Here is a 15,199-nt window from a genome sequence, read left to right as displayed (position 1 = left end):
GGCATGCAAAACGTGAACATCTGGAGTGAAGAGTTCGGCGCCGCCACCGACGAGCCGATCCTGTTGATCATGGGTTCGATGTCGCAGGGCGTCCTGTGGCCGGACGAGTTCGTCGGGCTGCTGACCGCGGGCGGCCGCCGGGTGGTCCGGTACGACCACCGTGACACCGGCATGTCGGACACGGTCGACTTCGCGGCGCACCCGTACACGTGGGACGACATCAAGGACGACGTCTACCGGGTGATGGACGCGCACGGCCTGGACAGCGCGCATCTGGTCTGTCACTCGGCGGGCGGGCTGCTGGGGCAGTTCGTCGCGGTGGAGCGGCCGGAGCGGGTGCGCTCCCTGACGGTCATCGGCTCCTCGCCGCTGGGCGGGGGCGAGGGGCAGGTCATCATGCGGGCGCTGCTGGGGCAGCCGCAGCCGGAGGGCAGCCTGCCGGTGCCCGCGCCGGAGTTCGTGGCCTTCTACCAGGCCCTGATCGCGGCGCCGGCGCCGCGGGACCGGCGGGAGGCGATCGAGGGCATGATCGCCGAGCAGCGCCTGCTGCACGGGACCGGGCTGCCGTTCGACGAGGACGCGGCGCGCCGGTTGCAGGAGCGCATCTACGACCGGGCGCGCGACCTGTCGGCGACGGTCAACCACCGGCTGGCGGCGGGCGCCAAGCCGGATTTCGAGCCGGTGGGCGTGCTGCACCAGGTCAAGGCGCCGACGCTGGTGATCGAGGGCACGCACGAGGTGGCCAAGCCGGGTCATGGCGTGCTCATCGCCGAGGAGGTGCCGGGGGCCCGGTTGATGATCGTGGAGGGCATGGGGCACACGCTGCCGCCGGAGGTGCACGAGGAGCTGGCCGCCGCCGTCCTCGCGCACACGGCCCCTCGCGATCGCTGACTGGCGGGCTCGTCGATCATGCCCGATGCTGGGCCGGTGATCAGCATCCCGCCGCGTACGGCCACCGACGTGGTGGCCCGCGGGCTGGAGCTGTCGGAGGTCGGCGGGGTGCTGCACTACGAGTTCGTCCCGGGGGTGCGGGATGAGGAGACGGACGGCAAGGGGCCGTTCTGGTACTGGAGGCTGTCCGCCGAGGACGACCTCGGCACCGAGTACTCCGGCGACAACATCGGCGGCTTCGACGGGAAGGGCGGCAGGGCCGCGCACGGGAGCCGCTACCTCGGCGGGGTGGTCCCGCGCTCGGCCCGCCGGTTGAGCATCGGCTTCGAACCGGCCTGGGGGTGGACGCCGCCGGGGCCGTGGTGCCGGCGGCTGGAGGTCGCGCTGCCGGACGGTCCCGTCACGGAGGTGTGGACCGGCCCGTACGAGGGCGATTGACGACCGTTCCGCGGCCCGTCGGCCCGTCGGCGGACGGGTTTCGGATGCCCTGAACTGCTCGTTTTCCGTCCGTAAAGAGATTTAGTACGGTAGGCCTCCACCTTACAGCTGTGGCAGGAATCGGCCGCCGGTACGAGAGGTACGCCGTTTGAGCGACGAGTTCGGGCTGACCGTCGAAGCGTTGGCCAAGGAGTACAACCGGCAGGCCCGCGAGCTGCGCACGGCGTACGGCAAGTTGTCGGAGCTGGTGGCGACCGCGGAGAGCCGCGACGGCCTGGTCAGCGTGACGGTGGGGCCGCGCGGTCAGGTGCAGGACATCGCGCTGGACCCCCGGGTGTACCGCAAGCTCGCGCCGTCGCAGCTGGCCCGCTCGATCATGGAGCAGATCGGCGCCGCCACCGAGCAGGTGGCCGGCCGGACGAAGGAGCTCATGACGCCGTTCATGCCGAAGGGGCTGCCTCTGGAGGAGGTGCTGGGCGAGGGGGCGGGCATCGAGTCGTTCCTGCCGAAGCCCGTGCGGCTTGCGCCGGAGGACGGCGCGGCGCATGAGTGACGCCCGCGGCCAGGGATACAAGGCGGTCTTCAGCGGCCTGCGGCAGCGTTCGGCGCAGGCCGACTCCAGCGCCGACGCCCTGTGGGACCTGCGCACCGCGTTGGGCACCGTCTTCTACCGCGAGGGCAACCCGCTGGGCGACGACCAGTACGGCATCGAGCTGGAGAAGAACCGGTACAGGATCGAGGACGGCATCTTCACCGCCTTCGACGCCTACATCCAGGCGGTGGAGGACGTGCGGGACGGCCTCCGGGACAACGCGAGGAACTACGAGGACGCCGAAGGCTACGGCGACCCCGGCGGCGAGGACTACCGGTATCCGGACCCGGACGGCGGGAACGCTGGGTATCCGCCGCTCGACGGCCAGGTCCCGCCTCCCGCGGACGCTCCGCCCGGGGGGGTCCCCCCGCAGACCGACGTCCCGCCTCCCGCGGACGCGCCGCGCGGGGACATGCCGCCGCCGGGCGACGACCCGTCCATGCCGATGCCGCCGGGGGTGTGAGCTTCGTTGGGGTTCGACGGTTTCCTCGTCCCTGACTGGGCGAAGCCCTTCATCGGCTACGCCGTCGGCATGGACTGGCCCGAAGGCGACGAGGACGGCTGTTTCCGGCTCGCCGACGCGTGCGTGGCCACCGCGAAGGGCGTGCTGGAGGCGCGGGGCGTGGCGGTCTACACCGGGCTGGGCGACGACTGGGACGGCGACGCGCTGCGGGAGTTCCTCAAGCACGTCCAGGAGGGGCCCGATCAGCTGCTGGCCGAGCTCATCAAGGAGCTCGTCACGGCCGCCCTCCACTACAACGATCTCGGCGTCCAGGTCCAGTACACCAAACGGATGATCGAGGTCTCGGTCTGGTTCCTGATCCTGCAGCTCATCTGGCTGCTGGCGGCGGCGGCCGGCCCCTGGGGACCGGCCGCCATGGCCGTGGCCGGCTCCCGCATCCAGCTGACCCGGCTGGTCATCGGCCAGCTCGGCAAGCGGCTGCTGATCAACATCGGGCTGTTCGGCGGCCTGATGGGCGGCATGGACTTCGGGGTGCAGGCCACGCAGTCCCGGCGCGATCACATCGACTGGGAGCAGGTCTGGACGTCCGCCGGCACGGGCGCCCTCCTGGGCGCCTTCCTGACGGGCTTCACCGGGATCCTGCCCGCCCGGTCGATGCTCGGGCTGATGGGCCGTTCGGGCCTGGCCAGCATGGCCACGGACGGGATCGCGCAGTACGCCGGCGGGCAGCCGTTCGACCTGGAGAGGCTGCTCAAGAGCTTCACCTCCGGCGTGGTGGGCGGCGCGGACGCGCACTGGGCGAGCTGGAGCCCGGGAGCGCACGTCAAGCCCGACGCCGGCCCGCCGGTGAACTCCGGTGTGAAGTCCGGCGTGGACTCCGGGGTGAAGCCCGGCGCGCACTCCGGTTCGGCCGCCACGCCTCCTCCCGAGTGGATGGGCGGCCTGTACCAGTCCTACGAGTACCAGTCCCACTCGTCGTCGCACTCGTCCTCTTCGTACAACTCCTCGCACGCCTCCTCCCTGGACGACATCTCCTCGTCGTCGTACACCTCCTCGTACTACGGGGACGGTTCGGCGGGGCTTCCTTCCGGGCACTTCCCGGAGAACACCACGCTGGCCGGCGCGGGCGCCAAGCAGGACCCGTCCTTCGGTAGCGGGCACAACTTCGACGCCCTCCTCAACGACGCGCGGACCGGGGACGGGCCGGCCGCCTCCCACGCGGGCGAGGGCGTCCCACCCGCCGGCGCCAAGCCGCAGGGACCGTTCCGGATCCTGGAGAACCCCGGCAAGTCGGGCGACGGTCACGCGAGCGGGGGTCAGTGGGGCAAGTACGGCGCGGCAGGCGTGCTGATCCGGGGCATCGACCAGCACGGCGAGCCGCGCTACCTGCTCACGCGGCAGAGCGAGTTCGGCTCCAGCCCCGGCAAGTGGCAGTTGCCCGGCGGCGCGCTGGGCAGCCTGGAGAGCCCCGCGCACGGAGCCGCCCGGCAGATCAGCGAGGGCCTGGGCGTCAACCAGGTCTACCTGGACAGGCTGCAGCTCAAGGGCGAGCACGCCGTGCACGCAGGGGACAGCGGCTGGGCGTACACCAACCTGGCCGCCGACGGGCCGATGTTCGCGCCGAAGCTCAGCACGTTCGAGACCGGCGGCGCCAAGTGGTTCACGTTGAACGAGCTCACCTCGATGGCGAACGGCGACCAGCTGCACCCCGCCCTGGCCAGGGCCCTGCCGGACGTCCTCGGCCTCTACCACCAGGACGCCGGCCCGGCCGCCGGCCCGCCGAAGGACCACTACACCGCGCCGGACACGGCCGGCCGGATCAAGCCCCCGGTGGACTTCGGCGCGCACTCCGGCGACCTGCCCTCCTCCGCTCTGGCCCACGGCAAGGGCAGCGCGCCGCCCGCGTACTCGGGGCTGGTCGGCGACGGGCCGAGCCCGTCGCTGGGGCAGACGATCCGCCGTACCGAATCGGGCCTGTACTACACCGCGCCCGCGCCACACGTCCCCTTGGACGCGCCCTTCGGCTCCCGCTTGGTCTCGCCCACGTTCGGCCAGGCCGTCTGGTCGGACGTCGCGGCCGGGCTGTCCGAAGCCGAGCGCGCGGCGGGGCAGTCCTACTCCGGCATCGGCTACATCGGGATGAACGATTACCTGCGGAACGGCGACTCGTCCGTCGAGGGCGTGACGGCCGAGGACATCGCCGCGAACAAGGCACGTCTCATCGAACAGATCGAGACGCTCCAGGCGGTGACGAAACGCCGGACGGTCCCCGAGGCGATCGACGTGTTCCGGACGCTGCGGCTGACCCCGAATCTGTTCACCGTGCCCGTCCACGAGCTGCCGGGAACCGTGCAACGCGACCCCGCCTTCTTCTCGACGAACCTCGGCGACAGCAATATCTTCTCCGGGGACGTGCTGCTGCACCTGCGCGTCGCCGAGGGCACCCCCGCCTTCTACCTGGACCTGATCAGCCATCACCGCGAGAACGAGCTGCTCCTCGGCCCCGGCACGTCCTGGTTCGCCGAGGACGTGCAGCGGAAGGACAGCCGATGGCTCGTCTACGGCTGGGTGCTGCCGCCGGAGGCCGACGGATGACGGGAAGGACGAAGAAGTGTCGCTGAAGGACCAGCCCGAGTTCCGGACCCTCCACGCCCCGGACGCCTACCCCCGCACGACGACGTCCGCGGTCCGCTACGTCCCGGTGCTCAAGGACGACACCGTGATCGGCTACCTGTGGGCCGCCGCCACGGACGACGCGGCCCAGTACGTGCCGCGCGAGCAGGCCGGCGACGCCGCCTTCGACGCCGCCGTGGTCTGGACCCGGCGTCTGCGCTGGGCCAAGGCCAACGACGTCACCCCGCTGCGGGCGCTGCGGCACTGGGCGGGCGAGGCCGAGGACGCGCGCGCCGGCCAGGTTCCGGTGCGTCAGCCGTTCGAGCTGCCTTCCCTGCGCGCGCTGGAGGAGCTGGCCGCGGCCGCGTGACGCCCGGCGTCCCGCCGTGCCGCCGCTCGTGGGCTGGGGTCACCGGGTGGGCGCCTCCGCGGGAGCGCCGACGGCCAGGACGCGGCGCGCCAGCGTCACGTAGAAGTCCGTCCCCGTCCGCAGGACGGCGTCGTTGAAGTCGTACTCCCTGCTGTGCAGCGGGTCGCCGCCCCGGCCGGGTTCGGTGCCGTTGCCGAGGAAGGCGAAGCAGGCCGGTACGGCCGCGGCGAAGACGCCGAAGTCCTCGCTCGGCATGACGGGCGCGCAGTCGGGGTCGACGCCGTCCTCGCCGGCGACCGCGACGGCCGCCTCGACCGCCGCGGCGACGCACGCGGGGTCGTTGACGGTGGGGGCGAACTCGTGGGTGTAGGTGACGGCGCACGTCGCGCCGTGGGCGGCGCCGATGCCCTCGCAGAGCCGCCGCACGCGGTCCTCGATCAGCTCGGCGACGGCGGGGTCGAAGCTGCGTGTGTCCCCTCTGATGACGACCTCGCCGGGGATGGCGTTGCGCGCGCCGTCGGTGCTGATGTCGGTGCAGGACACCACGGCGGGCAGCGCGGGGTCGACGTTGCGGGCGACGACCGTCTGCAGGGCCAGGACGATCTCCGCGCCCACCACGATCGGGTCGACCACCATGTGCGGGCGGGCGGCGTGCCCGCCGCGGCCCCGGATGCGGATCTCGAAGTTGTCCTCGCCGGCCATGATGCTCCCGGCTCGGGTCAGGAAGTGGCCGGCGGGGGCGCCGGGCCAGTTGTGCAGGCCGTACATGGCCTGGACCGGGAAGCGGACGAGCAGGTCGTCGTCGAGCATGGCCCGCGCGCCGCGGCCGGGCTCCTCGGCCGGCTGGAAGACGAACCGGACGGTCCCCTCGAAGCCGCCCTCGGCGGCCAGGACGGCGGCGGCGCCGAGCAGCATCGCCATGTGCCCGTCGTGGCCGCAGGCGTGCATGAAGCCGGGGTTGCGGGAGACGTGGGCGTGCGTGCCCGGCTCGTCGAGCGGCAGGCAGTCCATGTCGGCCCGCAGCCCGATGGCCCGGCCGGTGCCGCCCCTGGTCAGGGAGGCGACGACGCCGGTGCCGCCGACGCCGGTGACGACGTCGAGGCCGGCCGCCGCCAGCGCCTCGGCCAGGTAGGCGCTCGTCGCGTGCTCGGCGAAGGCCGGCTCGGGCCGCCGGTGCAGGTCGTGCCGCCAGGCGCGCAGCCGGGTGTCGAGGTCGGTCACGAGCGGGTCCTTCCGTGCCGGTGGAGGCACCATGATGGACGCGTCCGGCCGCCCGATCAATGCGGGAAGGGCCGCAGGTGCTCGTCGAGCCAGTGCAGCACCTTGGAGACGAGGCTGACGCGGTTGGCGCGGTTGCGGATCTCGTGGCCTTCGTCCTCGAAGAGCAGCAGGTCGCAGGGCACCCCGCGGGCGCGGGCCGCCCCGAACGCCTGCCGGGCCTCGTGCACCGGCACGTTGGTGTCCTGCGTCCCGTGCACGACCAGCAGCGGCGCGGCCAGCCGGTCGAAGGCGCGCAGCGGGGACAGGGCGTGCAGCAGGTCGCGGTCGGCCTCCGGGTGCCCGTACTCCGACACCGCCGCGGCGGCGATCCACGGTTCGGTACGGGCGTAGAAGGTCGCGAAATCGGCGATGCCGCTCATGTTCACGCCCGCGCGGAACAGGCGGGGATGGGTGACGAGGGCGGCCAGGGTCAGGTAGCCGCCGTACGACCAGCCCATGCAGGCGAGCCTGGACGGGTCCGCCGCGCCCGTCCGCACCAGCTCGGCGGCGCAGTCGGCGACGTCCTCGACGGCCCGGAAGCGCAGCGCCAGGTCGTCGGCCTGGCGGAAGGCCCGCCCGTACCCGCCCGAACCGCGCACGTTGGGCGCGAGCACCCCGATCCCGGCGGCCAGGAGGTTCTGGTAGAGCGGGTTGAAGGTGGGGCGTTCCTGGTCCTCCGGCCCTCCGTGCAGCGACACCACGAACGGCGCGGGCCCATGGACGTGCGCGGGCCGGTAGAGCCACGCGGCCAGCTCCAGCCCGTCACGGGCCGGGAAGCGCAGCAGCTCGGCGCCGGTCGCGGCCGGCAGCCGCCCGGCCCCGGCGGCGTACCGGTACGTCCCTGTGGTCAGGTCGCACAGCAGCACGTGCGAGGGCTCCTCGGGGCTCTCGGCGGCGAGCACCGCCGTGCCGCCGTCCCAGGCGACGCGGACCGAGGTGACCACGTCGGCGGGTGGCGGCGGAAGCGACCGGACGTGCGCGGCGGGGAGCTCCACGACGTCCAGCGCCGAGCGGCCGTGCTCGTTCCACAGCAGGACGCCGCGGCGGCCGTCGGCGCTGAGCGCGAACCGGTCCAGCTCGGCGTCCGGCCGCTCGGCCAGCACGACGGGATAGGCGTTGCGCCGCACCGCCAGCAGCGCGGCCCGGTCGCGGCCCGCGTCCGACACCAGGTACGCGACCTCGCCGTCGGGCGACAGGGCCCCCTGGTCGGTCGAGCCGGGCAGGCCGGGCAGCAGGTCGCGCTCGCCGCCCGGCGGATGACCGGGGACGGCGTCGGCCGCGTACATCCGGCGCAGGCCGCGCGGCCCGCGCCGGAGCAGCATGCGCGCGTGGTCGCGGCTGACCGCGGCCGGCCACAGCAGCTCGCCCGCGGCGATGACCTGGCGCGCGCCGGTGACGGCGTCGGCCAGCTCGGCCCGGGTCAGGCCGGCGGCGGAGGTCTCGGCCACCAGGACCGACTCGCCCCGGCCGGTCCAGCGCACGAGCGCGGCCGACCCGTGCGGCGGGACGGCGAGCGGCCGCAGCTCGCCGCCGTGCGGGCGCACGGTCCACACCTGCGTGTGCTCGCCGCCGCCCGGCGCCACCAGGACCGCCAGGTGCTCCCCCGTGGGCGCCCAGCTCACGTCCACGACCGGGTGATGGCCGGTGTCGACCGGCCACGCGTCGAGGTCCGCGCCGAGCGGCTGGACCCACACCCGGGGCACGCCGTCCTGGTCGCTGACGAAGGCCACGGCGCTGTTGTCGGGCGCCAGCGCGGGCCGGCGGCAGCTCCAGGCGCGCAGTGCGGCGCCCGACGGCAGGTGCGACAGGTCGCCGAGGATGTCCGGCATCACATCTGGTGGGCCTGGAGCCACAGTTCGAGCAGGCCGATCTGCCAGAGGGTGTTGACGCCGGTCGTCGCCCTGTCGGACTCGGGGTCGGCCAGCAGCCGCCGCACGAACTCCGGCCGGAACAGGCCCCGCGCGCGGGCGGCCCGGCTGGTGAGGGCGTCCCGGACGAGGTCGAGCAGGGCCCCTTCGACGTGCCGGACGGCGGGCACCGGGAAGTAGCCCTTGGGCCGGTCGATGATCTGCGCGGGCAGCAACCGGCGGGCGGCGTCCTTGAGCACGCCCTTGCCGCCGTGGGCCAGCTTGAGCCCGTCGGGGCAGGCGGCGGCCAGCTCGACCAGGTCGTGGTCGAGGAACGGCGTGCGGGCCTCCAGCCCGTGGGCCATGGTCATGTTGTCGACGCGTTTGACCGGGTCGTCGATGAGCATGGCCGTGGTCTCCAGGCGCAGCACGGCGTCGAGCGCGGTGTCGGCGCCAGGACGCGCCACGTGCTCCCGGACGAAGTCGCCGCTGACGTCCCGCTCCAGCAGGTAGCCGGGCGCCAGGACGCCGGACAGCTCGTGGTGCGGGCGGTCGGCGAACTCCCTGAGGTAGACCTCGGCCGCCCGCTCGCGCGGCACGCCCGCCAGCGGCGGGAACCAGCTGTAACCGGCGAACACCTCGTCGGCCCCCTGGCCCGACTGCACGACCTTCACGTGCCGGGCGACCTCCTGCGACAGCAGGTAGAAGGCGACGCAGTCGTGGCTGGCCATCGGCTCGCTCATGGCGCCCACCGCCCGTTCCAGCCCGTCGAGCAGGCGCTCGTCGGGGATCCGGATGCGGTGGTGGTCGGTGCCGAACCAGCCGGCGACCAGGTCGGAGTAGGCGAACTCGTCCCCCTTCTCGCCGCCGGCCGGCTCGAAGCCGATGCTGAACGTGGTCAGGCCGCTCTGCCCCTCCTCGGCCAGCAGCGCCACGATGAGGCTGGAGTCGAGACCGCCGGAGAGCAGCACGCCGACCGGCACGTCGGAGACCATCCGGCGGCGTACCGCCGTGCGCAGGGCGTCCAGGGTGGCCCGGCGCCACTCCTGCTCGCTCAGCCCCGCGTGCTCGGGCAGGGCGGAGCGGGTGTAGGGCGGCTCCCAGTAGCGGTGGTCGGTGCTCGTGCCGTCCGCCTCGACGACCCGGACGGTGGCCGCCGGCAGCTTGCGCGCGCCGGCGAGGATCGTGCGCTCGCCGGGCACGAGCGAGTGGAAGGTCATGTAGTGGTGCAGCGCCACCCGGTCGATGCCGGTGTCCAGGCCCCCGCCCGCGGCCAGCGCGGGCAGGGTCGAGGCGAAGCGCAGGCGGCGGGCGTCGTGGCTGACGTACATGGGCTTGATGCCGAGCCGGTCGCGGCCGAGCACCAGCCGGCCGCTGTCACGCTCGTGGATCGCGAAGGCGAACATGCCCTTGAAGTGGCCGACGCAGTCGGCGCCCCACCGGTGGTACGCCTTGAGCAGCACCTCGGTGTCGGAGGTGGAGTAGAACCGGTAGCCCGCGCCGCGCAACTCCTCGCGCAGCTCGCGATAGTTGTACAGGCAGCCGTTGAACACCACCGCCAGGCCGAGCCCGGCGTCCACCATCGGCTGGGCCGCCTTCTCCGACAGGTCGATGATCTTGAGCCGCCGGTGGCCCATCGCGACGGCCCCCTGCGCCCACAGGCCGGAGCCGTCCGGCCCGCGGTCGTGCATCGCGTCGGTCATCCGGCCCACCGCGCCGATGTCGGCTTCCTCGCCGTCGAACCTGAACTCGCCGCTCAGCCCGCACATGTCGCCACCCCCGCCTCGCGACCGCCGGCCATCAGGCCGCCGGCCGGTACGAAGGGAGGTCGTGGTCCCCCGTCGGCCGGTCCCACTCGCACGTGCGGGTCTCGCTGAGCACCAGGTCGACCACGTCCGCCAGACTGCCCCGCTCGGCGTACGCCGCCCGCTGGCGGGCCGCCGACGTGCCCGTCTGCAGGACCTGCCGGGTCAGCCTCGTCACCAGCTCCCAGTCACCGGCCGCCTCCAGTTGCGGGCGCAGGCTCGTCACCAGGTTCTCGACCACCTCCTTGGCCGGGCGCGGCAGGCCCTCCACCGGATCGACCAGGTCACCCTCCAGCCCCCACCGGGCCGCCTGCCAGGTCGCCGCGCGCGCCGCCTCCACCTGCACCTCCGGCCCAGGACCGCGACGCGCCGCGGCCACCTCCCTGGCCACCAGCGCCCGGAACAGCCCGGCGATCAGCACGACGTCCTCCACCCGAGGGCACGCGTCACAGATCCGCAGCTCCACCGTCGGCACGTGTTGCGAGGGCCGGACGTCGAAATAGAGCATCCCCGCGTCGCTGATCACCCCGGACCGGATCAGGCCCCGCACCATTTCCTGGTACTCGGCCGCCGAGTCGAACTTGCCGATCGGCCCCGTCGTCGGCCACCGCTGCCAGACCAGCGTGCGATAGCTGGCATAACCGGTGTCGGCGCCGTCCCAGAACGGCGAGCTGGCGCTGAGTGCCAGCAACGGCGCCAGCCAGGGCGTCAGCCGGTGCGCCACTGCGACCGCCAGGTCCGGGTCGGGCACCTCCGCGTGCACGTGCGTGCCGCAGATGAGCTGCTCACGGGTCAGCACCTGGAAGTCGCTGAGCATCTTCTCGTAACGCTGGTCGGGGAACACCTTCACCTCGTCGAGGTCGGCGAGCTGCGGCGTGCCGACCGCCGCGATCCCCAGCCCCAGCTCGTCGGCGGTGGAGATCAGCTTGCGCCGCAGGCGGCACACGTCGCGGGCCAGGTCGTCCAGGGCCAGGAACGGCGCGCTGTTGGCCTCGACCATCGACCGCTGCAGCTCGTGCGTGAAGCTCTCCTCGGGCAGCGCGCTCAGCAGCGCCCCCGCCCGCGCGGTCACCCGGCGTGTGGTCGCGTCGACGATGTGGTACTCCTCCTCCACACCGACCCGGATCGCTCCCCCGGACCCCTCCACGGTCACCACTCCCATCACTAGGCACTCGAAGCCACCCCCTTCTCCCCCGAAAACGGGCTTCAGCACCTGTTGACCTCCACAAATGAAGGTCAGGCCGCGAATGCGGCCCGTCGGATGCTCAGTGGGCGGGCCGGTGCGGGCCGGCGTGGATGTGGGTGCGCATGCCCTGGGGGTCGAACAGGATGAGCAGCTCGACGGTGCCGCCGTCGGCGCTGCCCAGCCAGTGGGGCATGGACGTGTCGAACTCGGCCGCCTCGCCGACCGGCAGCGTGAGGTCGCGGTCGCCGAGGACGAGCCGCAGGCGCCCGGTGAGGACGTAGAGCCATTCGAAGCCGTCGTGGGTCTGCGGGGTCGGTTCGAGCGGTCCTGGCCGCGCGGGGATGATCATCTTGAACGCGTGGACCCCGCCCGGCCGCCGGGACAGCGGCACGAAGGTCATCCCGAACCGGGTGATCGGCTTGAGGTGGATCCGGGGGTCGCCGGTGCGCGGGGCGCCGACCAGGTCGTCGAGCGGGACGTCGTAGACGCGGGCCAGCGGGAGCAGCAGCTCCAGCGTCGCCCGGCGCTGACCGCTCTCCAGCCGGGACAGCGTGCTCTCCGAGACGCCGGTCGTGGTCGCGAGCTCGGCGAGGGTGATGCCGCGGTGACGGCGCAGGGCCCGAAGGCGCGGGCCCACCGCGCCCAGCACCTCGTCCATGTCGTCGTGCACGACGGCCATCTTGCCATAACCGCAAGTTTTCGTGCCAGATCGGCGGGCGGCTGGTCGGATTGCTCCCACACCCACGGAAGGAGCACCTATGAGCACGTTCTGGGACGACGTGTACGCCGCCCGTCCCCCGGCGGCCGATCCGCGGCCGAACGTCCGCCTCACCGAGGTGGTCGCGGACCTCCCGCCGGGCGACGCGCTGGACCTGGGATGCGGCGCGGGCGGCGACGCCCTGTGGCTGGCCCGGCGGGGCTGGCGGGTCACCGCCGCCGACGTCTCGGCCGTGGCGGTCGAGCGGCTGGCCGCCCTGGCCCGCGGGCACGGGCTGGCCGACCGGCTCACCCCCGTACGGCATGACCTGGGCACGTCCTTCCCCGCCGGGGAGTTCGACCTGATCTGCGCCCACTACCTGCACACCCCGGGCGACCTGGACCGGGCGAGCGTCCTGCGCGCGGCCGCCCGCGCCGTGCGCCCCGGCGGCCGGTTGCTGGTGGTCGACCACGGCTCGACCGCGCCCTGGTCGTGGAACCAGGACCCCGGCGTACGGCACCCGGGCCCGCGCGAGGTGGCCGCGGACCTCGCGCTGGACGCGGCGGCCTGGACGACCGAGCGCGCCGACGCACCCCGCCGGACCGCCACCGGGCCGGACGGGCGCACCGCCGAGGTCACCGACCACGTCCTCGTGCTCCGCCGCACCGCCTGACCACCACGAAGACGACCACGAAAGGAGACGACCGTGCGCCGCCGCGACACCCCGCCGCCCCGCACCGGAGGCAGCGAGATCGAGACCCTGCGCGGCTTCCTCGATCACCTACGCTCCTCGATCGCCACGAAGGTCGAGGACGCCCCCGAACCGCAGGTGAGGACCGCCGCCGTGCCCTCGGGCACGAACCTGCTCGGCCTGCTCAACCACGTCACCCACGTCGAACGAGCGATCTTCCTCGGCGCGGAGGTCACCGCCTGGCCCGCGACCTTCCACGCCGACCCGGCGGACGGCGTGGCCGAGGTCGTCGCCCGCTACCGGGAGGCGGTCGAGCAGGCGAACGCCGTGCTCGACACCTGCTCCGACCTCGGTGCGCCGGTCCCCCGCCCACGGCCGGGCCGGCCCGCGCCCAGCGTGCGCTGGGCGCTCACCCACATGATCGAGGAGACCGGCCGGCACGCGGGCCACGCCGACATCCTCCGCGAACTCATCGACGGCAGCACCGGCCGTTGACGCCGCCACTCTTCTCAGGACGGGACCACATGACCACCGCTCCACGGCCGTCGCCGGGCCGCCTCGCCCGATCCGCGCGCACGGCGGCGACCGTCGCGCTCGCCCTCCTGCTCCCGCTGGCCGCCGCCTGCTCGACACCGGCCGCCGCTCCCCCGCCCGCCGCCTCCCACACCACGGCCACCCAGGACGACCCGCGGTTCAGCAAGACGTTCCGGCACGAGTTCGCCGAGGTGGACGGCGTGCGCATGCACTACGTGAAGGGCGGGACCGGCACGCCGGTGGTGCTGATCCACGGCTGGCCCCAGACCTGGTACGGCTGGTGGCCGATCATGCCGGACCTGGCCCGGCACCACACCGTCTACGCCGTGGACCTGCCGGGGCTGGGCGACAGCGAAGGCTCGCCCACCGGCTACGACAAGGCCACGCTGGCGCGGTACGTGCACCAGCTGATCGCCGGGCGGCTCGGGATCCGGGACGCCGCCGTCGTCGGCCACGACTTCGGCGCCGCGGTGGCGTTCCAGTACGCGAGCCGGTTCCCCGCCGACACCGCCCGCCTCGGCTACCTGGACCTGCCGCTGCCCGGCCCGGCCGTCGACGCGGCCACCTACCGGTCGCTGAGCTGGCACATCGCCTTCCACTCCCAGCGCCGGGTGCCCGAGGCGGTGGTGGGCGACGACGTCCGCGAGTACCTGGCGCTGTTCTACCCCCAGGTCTCCTACGGCGGAACGGCGTTCGGCGGCACCTCGGAGCGCTCCCCGTTCACCGACGCCGAGATCACCGAGTACGCCCGGACCTACAGCCGGCCGCAGGCCCTGTCGGGCGGCTTCGAGCTCTACCGCACCCTGGACCAGGACGTGCGCGACACGACGGCGGCGCCGCCGGTACGCGTCCCGGCGCTGCTCATGACCGCCCAGGGGCAGCTCGACGCGATCCGGGCCACGGTGTCACCGCGCCTGACCAGGATCGTCCGCGCGGTGGACGTCCCGCGCGCCGGGCACTGGCTCGTCGAGGAGAATCCCGGTTTCGTCACCGCGGAGCTGGAGCGGTTCCTCGACGGCTGACCCGGCCGACGACCAGGACGGCGGGTCCACCCGCGCCAGCTTGGACCAGCCGGTCCAGCCTCGTCGGCGCAGCAGCTCGATCAGCCGGCGGGCGGGCGGGACGGCGTCGAACGCCAGGGCGTCCATCAGGCGGACGAACTGCGGCTCCACGTCGAGGTCGTCGACGTAGCCCTCACCCTGCTCGCCGGTCAGCCGGGTGAGGCAGGCGGCCAGCTCGCCGGCCAGCTCGGCCAGCCGCGGGTCGTCGGCGGACAGCGTGAGCGCCTTGCCCAGGATGCGGAAGAAGCCGACGAAGTCGGGGTCGGCGAGCTGCTCCCGTTTGCGGGCCATCCATTCCGGCACGCGTCCGGGCGAGTGCGCGGCCAGCAGGATCCAGCCGTCGCGTTCGGCCTGGACGATGTGCTCGTCCACGCCGAGGGCCCGCAGCCGGTCGAGGTAGCCGACCACCTCCGGCGGCAGCGCCAGGCCGTCCCCGGCGGCCAGCCGGGCGATGCGCTCCCGGTGGCGCTGCCGCCGCCGGATCTCGGCGCGCAGCCGCCGGTCGATGTCGGCGAGCGCGGCGGCGAACTCCTCCTCTCCGGCGCGCAGCAGCTCCCGCACCCGCGCGAGCGGCACCCCGGCCTCGGCGAGGGTCCGGATCCTGATCAGCTCGACCACGGCGGCGGCGTCGTACCTGCGGTAGCCGTGGCGGTCGCGCCCGGGCTCCGGCAGCAGCCCCTTGGCGTGGTAGTGCCGCACCGCTCGCACGGTCACCCCCGCGTACGAGGCCAGTTCGCCGATCGTCAGCATG

General features: G+C 73.6%; 15 protein-coding genes. 9 read left to right on the top strand and 6 right to left on the bottom strand.

Annotation, left to right across the window (positions count from 1 at the left end):
- Window positions 1-3: 3 nt before the first annotated feature.
- The 6 genes from ABZ459_RS31125 to ABZ459_RS31100 all read left to right on the top strand — a co-directional run bounded on the left by ABZ459_RS31125 (window position 4) and on the right by ABZ459_RS31100 (window position 5,367).
- Window positions 4-891, top strand: a complete 888-nt coding sequence (locus ABZ459_RS31125) for an alpha/beta fold hydrolase (protein WP_357977823.1) — start codon at window positions 4-6, stop codon at window positions 889-891.
- Window positions 892-927: 36 nt separating this feature from the next.
- Complete coding sequence (locus tag ABZ459_RS31120) at window positions 928-1,329, top strand: hypothetical protein (RefSeq protein WP_357977821.1); 402 nt, start codon at window positions 928-930, stop codon at window positions 1,327-1,329.
- A gap of 148 nt (window positions 1,330-1,477) precedes the next feature.
- Window positions 1,478-1,882, top strand: a complete 405-nt coding sequence (locus ABZ459_RS31115; protein ID WP_357977818.1) for a YbaB/EbfC family nucleoid-associated protein — start codon at window positions 1,478-1,480, stop codon at window positions 1,880-1,882.
- Entirely contained in the window at window positions 1,875-2,384 is a 510-nt protein-coding gene (locus tag ABZ459_RS31110; RefSeq protein WP_357977814.1) for a hypothetical protein, read from the top strand. Before ABZ459_RS31115 ends, ABZ459_RS31110 begins: the two co-directional genes overlap by 8 nt.
- A 69-nt stretch (window positions 2,385-2,453) precedes the next feature.
- On the top strand, window positions 2,454-4,979 hold the full coding sequence (locus tag ABZ459_RS31105; RefSeq protein WP_357977811.1) for an ADP-ribosyltransferase: 2,526 nt from the start codon (window positions 2,454-2,456) through the stop codon (window positions 4,977-4,979).
- A 16-nt stretch (window positions 4,980-4,995) separates the two neighbouring features.
- Window positions 4,996-5,367: a hypothetical protein gene (locus ABZ459_RS31100; protein ID WP_357977808.1), complete on the top strand. Its 372-nt coding sequence runs from the start codon at window positions 4,996-4,998 to the stop codon at window positions 5,365-5,367.
- 39 nt (window positions 5,368-5,406) lie between these two features.
- Here the strand turns inward: ABZ459_RS31100 and ABZ459_RS31095 are convergent, their stop codons facing one another.
- The 5 genes from ABZ459_RS31095 to ABZ459_RS31075 all read right to left on the bottom strand — a co-directional run bounded on the left by ABZ459_RS31095 (window position 5,407) and on the right by ABZ459_RS31075 (window position 12,135).
- Window positions 5,407-6,588 carry an amidohydrolase gene (locus ABZ459_RS31095; protein WP_357977806.1) on the bottom strand — a complete coding sequence of 394 codons (1,182 nt, stop codon included), beginning with the start codon at window positions 6,586-6,588 and terminating at the stop codon, window positions 5,407-5,409.
- A gap of 56 nt (window positions 6,589-6,644) precedes the next feature.
- Entirely contained in the window at window positions 6,645-8,456 is a 1,812-nt protein-coding gene (locus ABZ459_RS31090) for a S9 family peptidase (RefSeq protein WP_357977804.1), read from the bottom strand.
- Window positions 8,456-10,243 carry an N-acetylglutaminylglutamine amidotransferase gene (locus ABZ459_RS31085; protein ID WP_357977802.1) on the bottom strand — a complete coding sequence of 596 codons (1,788 nt, stop codon included), beginning with the start codon at window positions 10,241-10,243 and terminating at the stop codon, window positions 8,456-8,458. The genes ABZ459_RS31090 and ABZ459_RS31085 overlap by 1 nt, the downstream gene beginning before the upstream one ends.
- Window positions 10,244-10,274: 31 nt before the next feature.
- On the bottom strand, window positions 10,275-11,441 hold the full coding sequence (locus tag ABZ459_RS31080; protein ID WP_357977799.1) for a glutamate--cysteine ligase: 1,167 nt from the start codon (window positions 11,439-11,441) through the stop codon (window positions 10,275-10,277).
- 103 nt (window positions 11,442-11,544) lie between these two features.
- The gene (locus ABZ459_RS31075) at window positions 11,545-12,135 is read right to left on the bottom strand and encodes an XRE family transcriptional regulator (RefSeq protein ID WP_357977797.1); all 591 of its coding nucleotides are present in this window, start codon (window positions 12,133-12,135) and stop codon (window positions 11,545-11,547) included.
- A gap of 88 nt (window positions 12,136-12,223) precedes the next feature.
- On the opposite strand from ABZ459_RS31075, the gene ABZ459_RS31070 reads away from it, so the two are divergent.
- The 3 genes from ABZ459_RS31070 to ABZ459_RS31060 are packed head-to-tail and all read left to right on the top strand — an operon-like array spanning window position 12,224 to window position 14,409.
- Complete coding sequence (locus ABZ459_RS31070; protein WP_357977795.1) at window positions 12,224-12,835, top strand: class I SAM-dependent methyltransferase; 612 nt, start codon at window positions 12,224-12,226, stop codon at window positions 12,833-12,835.
- 33 nt (window positions 12,836-12,868) lie between these two features.
- Complete coding sequence (locus ABZ459_RS31065; protein ID WP_357977793.1) at window positions 12,869-13,348, top strand: DinB family protein; 480 nt, start codon at window positions 12,869-12,871, stop codon at window positions 13,346-13,348.
- A gap of 29 nt (window positions 13,349-13,377) precedes the next feature.
- Window positions 13,378-14,409, top strand: coding sequence for an alpha/beta hydrolase (locus ABZ459_RS31060; RefSeq protein WP_357977790.1), 1,032 nt, complete (start codon window positions 13,378-13,380; stop codon window positions 14,407-14,409).
- Here ABZ459_RS31060 and ABZ459_RS31055 read toward each other — a convergent pair.
- Window positions 14,293-15,198 (bottom strand): MerR family transcriptional regulator, encoded by a 906-nt coding sequence (locus tag ABZ459_RS31055; protein ID WP_357977787.1) that lies wholly within the window; start codon window positions 15,196-15,198, stop codon window positions 14,293-14,295. The genes ABZ459_RS31060 and ABZ459_RS31055 overlap by 117 nt on opposite strands.
- Between the last annotated feature and the right edge of the window lies 1 nt (window position 15,199).

It is taken from the genome of Nonomuraea sp. NPDC005692, assembly GCF_040631115.1.
Taxonomy (GTDB): domain Bacteria; phylum Actinomycetota; class Actinomycetes; order Streptosporangiales; family Streptosporangiaceae; genus Nonomuraea.
Note: the sequence above shows the minus strand (reverse complement) of the source record. Positions and strands in the feature narration are given on the sequence as shown.

Excerpts from the sequence above, each read along its gene's own strand:
- ABZ459_RS31110 (WP_357977814.1), top strand. The coding sequence starts at position 1,875 with ATGAGTGACGCCCGCGGCCAGGGATACAAGGCGGTCTTCAGCGGCCTG.
- ABZ459_RS31080 (WP_357977799.1), bottom strand. The coding sequence starts at position 11,441 with ATGGGAGTGGTGACCGTGGAGGGGTCCGGGGGAGCGATCCGGGTCGGT.
- ABZ459_RS31105 (WP_357977811.1), top strand. The coding sequence starts at position 2,454 with ATGGACTGGCCCGAAGGCGACGAGGACGGCTGTTTCCGGCTCGCCGAC.
- ABZ459_RS31070 (WP_357977795.1), top strand. The coding sequence starts at position 12,224 with ATGAGCACGTTCTGGGACGACGTGTACGCCGCCCGTCCCCCGGCGGCC.
- ABZ459_RS31055 (WP_357977787.1), bottom strand. The coding sequence starts at position 15,198 with ATGCTGACGATCGGCGAACTGGCCTCGTACGCGGGGGTGACCGTGCGA.
- ABZ459_RS31090 (WP_357977804.1), bottom strand. The coding sequence starts at position 8,456 with ATGCCGGACATCCTCGGCGACCTGTCGCACCTGCCGTCGGGCGCCGCA.
- ABZ459_RS31085 (WP_357977802.1), bottom strand. The coding sequence starts at position 10,243 with ATGTGCGGGCTGAGCGGCGAGTTCAGGTTCGACGGCGAGGAAGCCGAC.
- ABZ459_RS31060 (WP_357977790.1), top strand. The coding sequence starts at position 13,378 with ATGACCACCGCTCCACGGCCGTCGCCGGGCCGCCTCGCCCGATCCGCG.
- ABZ459_RS31125 (WP_357977823.1), top strand. The coding sequence starts at position 4 with ATGCAAAACGTGAACATCTGGAGTGAAGAGTTCGGCGCCGCCACCGAC.